Raw genomic sequence first — 4,898 nt, forward strand, 5'->3', positions numbered from 1 at the left:
AAATGTAGAAGATTGTGGAAAAATTGCGAACGTAAACTCAACACCAGCTTGCAAATGATTGTCCTTTCCTCCATTTCTCTCCTATTACGAAGATTTTAAACAGGTTCTTATATTCATGGCAGTTACTAACTCTCATTTTTTGTGGCATATTTTTCCTTAAGCGGTTAAATGGCTATTTTATAATGAATTTTGTCAGTAGCCACCAGATTTTTTCAGTTGCGATGCAACAGGGCCATCCCAGTGTCAAGCACTGGGATGACAGGAAAAGAGGCTATTTGGATGACATCTTTCTTCTTGGTATAAATTACTTTTATATCTCAATGTTCGTACAGCTATGCACGTTGCCGCATAGTGGATGAGGTGTACTACCTCTAAGAGTATACATTATCTCACATAATAATATAATATTTCGTTCATAAATCAACGTTTTTAACATGCAGCAAGAACATTTCCGTTGTAATTAAGGTTCTTAAGATGTATATTAATGAATCTTGTTTTCAATAAATAATGAAAGTAATAATTGTCATGATAATGTTATTGTGTAGCAGTTACACAATGGCAAGCGAGAGAATAAGTCTAGTGGATAAAAAACTATCTCAAGGATATGTAGCTCCAGTGCTTACAGAAAATAGCGTTATTTTATCAGACAAGCACGGCGCTTTATATTCCTTTGATATTGATAACTCAAAGGCTATGAATTGGAAATTACACCTCTCACACAGAAAAAAAATTAGTAACATGAGCCTATTGCGTCACAGAGGAAACGTTTTCTTTATAGTGGATAACGTTCTACACACAATAGATGCAAAAACTGGCGGGATTCAGTGGGAAAAAGAATTGAGAGCTCCAGTAAGAGGGAAAGCAGCAGTAATAAACAATAAATTGGTAGTATTGACTATTGATAATTATCTGTACGTGTTTGATATAAAAGATGGCAGCTTCGTTTGGACTTATCAAAACGGCATCAATGAGGTTCGAGGTTTGTATTCCATATCGCCAGCAATTTCTAATGATAAAATAATAGCACCATTTTCAAATGGTGAGTTAATAGCTTTTAATGAAGACGGTAAAAAATTGTGGAGCCAAAAATTGGCTACACAGCTCACAGATGTAACTACTACACCGAGAGTGCTTGGCGATACTCTAATAGCTACAAATAATTCTTATATTTATGGTATTGACGTAAAATCAGGAAATATTTTATGGTCAAAGTCACTGCAAGTAAAAAGTGTATCAGACATTGAATCATATTACAGTCCTCTTATTCCTGCAGAGAAACAAAAAGAAGGCGGAAGAATTTTTATAGTTACTAAAGACGATAAAATAATTGGCCTGGATATAAAAAATGGAGAAACAGTCTGGGCATCTGATTTAATAGAAAATACGCAATTGTTTGCTCCAATTATGCATGCCCATACACTGTGGGTGACAAGCAATAAAGGTTCAATGTTTGCTTTTCCGGGATCTGAAAGTGCAGGAAAGGTAGTCAAAGTACCTGGTAATGTGTTTCACACTCCAGTGTTTACTCGCAATAAGATATATGTAACAACTGAGGGAAAAGGTGTTTATTCTTTAGAAAATAGGTTTGTTTTTTATGACTGATTATGATTTAATTGTTATAGGTGGTGGCCCAGGAGGCTATAAGTGTGCTATCGCTGCTGCAAAACTTGGATTGAAAGTTGCCTGCATAGATAAAAATAGCATTTTTGGTGGTACGTGCCTGCGGGTTGGGTGCATACCCTCCAAAGCATTGCTCCATTCTTCCTATCAGTATGCTCACACGAAAAATGATCTGTCGAAGTTTGGCATAAAAATTAAGGACGCAAGTTTCGACTTAAAAGAAATGCTAGGCTATAAGGACGCCAGAGTTCAGGAACTTGGAAAAGGTATAGAATATCTGTTTAACCTTCACAAAATCACTAAAATCAATGGGCTTGCTTCTTTTGACCAAGGTAATCTTGAAGTTTCAGTTGAAGGTAAGGTGCTGAAGACAAAAAATATAGTAATTGCAACCGGTTCTGACGTTATTTCTTTGCCAGGAATTAATATCGATGAGAAAAGTATTATTTCATCAACTGGTGCATTATCTTTAACTGAAGTGCCAAAAAAACTTGTCGTAATCGGAGCCGGGGCAATAGGGCTTGAAATGTCTTCTGTATGGAGGAGGCTAGGGTCTGAAGTCACTGTAGTAGAATTTTTTGACAGAATCGCTGCAGCAATGGATGGAGAATTAAGTAAGTCTCTACTTTCTAGTCTACAAAAACAAGGAATAAAATTTTTACTTAGCACTAAAGTTGAGGAGATAAAACAAAGTAGTAACTCTTTGAGTGTGAAAGTTTGTTCTGTAAAAGATAATCAAACAAACACTATAGAGGCGGATAAGGTATTGGTGGCAGCAGGACGCAAACCATGCACTGAGAATCTTGGTATTGATGAAAAAATAGAAAAAGATAATCGCGGTTTCGTTCAAGTTAACAACAGATATGAAACTAATGTGAAAGGAATATTTGCTATTGGTGATGTGATCGGTGGAGCAATGCTTGCTCATAAAGCAGAGGAAGAAGGAGTGGCAGTTGCAGAGATAATCGCTGGGCAAGTACCTCACGTTGATTATGGAATTATACCATCTGTCATTTACACTCACCCTGCGGTTTCCTCGATTGGTAAAACAGAAGAGGAACTCAAAAATGCTGGCCGTGAATACAAAGTGGGTAAGTGTCAATTTGCTGCAAACGGCAGAGCAAAAATCACTGATGATGCTGAAGGATTCGTGAAAGTGCTGACTTGTAGCAGAGCAGATACAATACTAGGTGTGCATATCATAGGAGCATACGCTGATACGCTAATCAATGAAGCAGCGGTTGCAATGGCATATGGCGCAGCAGCAGAGGATATATACAGAATTTGTCACTCTCATCCCGATATAAATGAAGCCTTTCGAGATGCGTGCATCGATGCTTTCTTTAAAAAATAATTGTGGACCTCGGTTCAATCATTGAAAAATGGTATGAGTGGCTGAGGTGCAACAGATCTTATTCACCAAACACTTTGGAATCATACATGAGGGACTTGAAGGATCTTATAAGTTTCCTAAATACTCACATTGGTGGAGAAGTAAATGTTGGTACTCTGAAAAATTTAAGCATACCTGAGTTAAGAAGTTGGCTTACCTCTCGTTACGCAAGAGGTGTAAATGCAAGATCCAACACTCGAGCACTCTCAGTAATCAGAAATTTCTTCAAGTACATAAAAAACAACCACAATATAGACAATGAAGCTGTATTTTCCTTATCAAGGCCAATTCAGAGAAGAACTCTGCCCAAAGCATTATCAATACCTAATATAAAAACTTTATTGAAAGAAATGAAACTATCCGACCTGGGCGAACCTTGGGTGGTAAAAAGAGAAATTGCGATTATCGTCCTGCTATATGGTACAGGCTTAAGAATCAGTGAAGCGTTGAACCTTAGGGTTAGTAATATTAACAATGAAAGTTTAATAGTAACAGGTAAAGGAGATAAACAAAGGCAGGTATTCATTCTCCCAGTAGTAAAAAAATGTATACAAGAATATGTAAAAGCCTGTCCTTACCTTGATGAAGCACAACATCTTTTTGTGGGAGTAAGAGGAAAAAAATTGGGAAGAACTTATGTGGCTAATCGTTTGCAAAAAATAAGGAGAATGTTAAATTTACCAGAAATTTTATCTCCACATGCATTTCGCCATAGTTTTGCTACTCATTTGCTTCAGGAAGATATTGACATAAGATCAATACAACAACTGCTTGGCCACTCAAGCCTGGAAACTACTCAAGTTTACACTCACCTCAATTATCAAGATGTTTTTAATATGTATAAGAATTTTCAGCAGAGTTTGGAGAAAAAGTCAAAACCCTTGTAACTTGAGGATTGTCTGTGGCACTACCAGGTCCTATATCTCGTTCATCCGCTTTACATAAATAATATCCTACTAAAAAAAGAACCAGTGCAACTGCTGTAAAGAAAGCACTTATTATCCCTGGATAATCGTATAAAACTGCTAAACATACACCAACAGCAAACGCTCCAGACAACACAAAAGAAGCAGAAGCGTAGTTGCTTTGTTTTCTACCAGGAGAAATGTCGTCTGCTCTTCCATACACAATTCTATTAAGTCGAGTTACTTCACTATTTAGATCATTACGCTGAGCTTTTACCTTTTCAAGTTCATCTACAGGTTCCTGTGCAAACTCCTTAAAACCTGTAGGGTCGAGAACTGGCGCGCCTCTTTAGGGTTTGGTGGCTGATCCATTATTTTCATCCTGGGCCTCAATCCAAAATTCCCGTGTTTACGTTTCCAGCTTCCGCCTCATCAACGCAGCATGCGGTTTTCCCGCACTACGCTTTCCTAGTAGATTCTTTACCAAAGTTTATAGCATATTGTGCTGGTAAGGCTTTCGGGACGTAATATCTTATTCTATAGTCCGAATATAGACCAAGAGTCTCGTATATCCATTTGCTACTCCACCTTTTCCAGCCAAATCCTTTTGCTTTTCTGGCTTGCATCAGATTGCGTCTTGCTTTCTTCTCTACCCATTGTTTTATGTATTTAAAGCTTCGACCTGAGTTTCCTATCCTAAAGTAGTTTGTCCACCCTCTCAATATTGGATTAATGATTTGGATCACCTTTCCTATTGGTTGTGATTTATAGCTACGGAATACTTCCTTCAGTTTTTGAAGTAAGGTTGTCCGTGTTTTCATCTTTGGTGTTATTTGTACCCTCCACTTTCCTTGTTTTGTAATTTTCTCTCGAAAATCAAATCCTAGAAAACTGAATGTCTCTTTTTCTTTTAGATTGACTACCTTTGTCTTTTCTTTATTTACTTCTACTTCTAGTTTTGCTAATTCTTCTTGTAACCT

At 37.2% G+C, this 4,898-nt stretch carries 5 protein-coding genes and 1 pseudogene; 4 read left to right on the top strand and 2 right to left on the bottom strand.

Annotation, left to right across the window (positions count from 1 at the left end; translation table 11 throughout):
- The 4 genes and pseudogenes from OZD63_RS00185 to OZD63_RS00200 all read left to right on the top strand — a co-directional run.
- Positions 1-99 (top strand): annotated as a pseudogene (locus OZD63_RS00185) (IS5/IS1182 family transposase); the annotation flags it as partial.
- Positions 100-507: 408 nt separating this feature from the next.
- Positions 508-1,602: an outer membrane protein assembly factor BamB family protein gene (locus OZD63_RS00190; protein WP_274979838.1), complete on the top strand. Its 1,095-nt coding sequence runs from the start codon at positions 508-510 to the stop codon at positions 1,600-1,602.
- Positions 1,595-2,974, top strand: a complete 1,380-nt coding sequence (lpdA, locus tag OZD63_RS00195) for a dihydrolipoyl dehydrogenase (RefSeq protein ID WP_275007767.1) — start codon at positions 1,595-1,597, stop codon at positions 2,972-2,974. The genes OZD63_RS00190 and lpdA overlap by 8 nt, the downstream gene beginning before the upstream one ends.
- Before the next feature lie 2 nt (positions 2,975-2,976).
- A complete protein-coding gene (locus OZD63_RS00200) occupies positions 2,977-3,900 on the top strand; it encodes a tyrosine recombinase XerC (RefSeq protein ID WP_274979840.1) in 924 nt (307 codons plus the stop codon).
- Here OZD63_RS00200 and OZD63_RS00205 read toward each other — a convergent pair.
- A complete protein-coding gene (locus tag OZD63_RS00205; RefSeq protein ID WP_274979841.1) occupies positions 3,845-4,141 on the bottom strand; it encodes a TomO hydrophobic C-terminal domain-containing protein in 297 nt (98 codons plus the stop codon). The genes OZD63_RS00200 and OZD63_RS00205 overlap by 56 nt on opposite strands.
- 235 nt (positions 4,142-4,376) lie before the next feature.
- On the bottom strand, positions 4,377-4,898 hold a 522-nt coding region (locus OZD63_RS00210; RefSeq protein WP_274979842.1), incomplete at its 5' end, for a group II intron maturase-specific domain-containing protein.

Source organism: Wolbachia endosymbiont of Drosophila leontia (genome assembly GCF_028981785.1).
Lineage (GTDB): Bacteria > Pseudomonadota > Alphaproteobacteria > Rickettsiales > Anaplasmataceae > Wolbachia > Wolbachia pipientis.

Bases quoted from the DNA above. Each gene is read 5' to 3' on its own strand.
- OZD63_RS00190 (WP_274979838.1), top strand. From the start codon at position 508: ATGAAAGTAATAATTGTCATGATAATGTTATTGTGTAGCAGTTACACA.
- lpdA (WP_275007767.1), top strand. From the start codon at position 1,595: ATGACTGATTATGATTTAATTGTTATAGGTGGTGGCCCAGGAGGCTAT.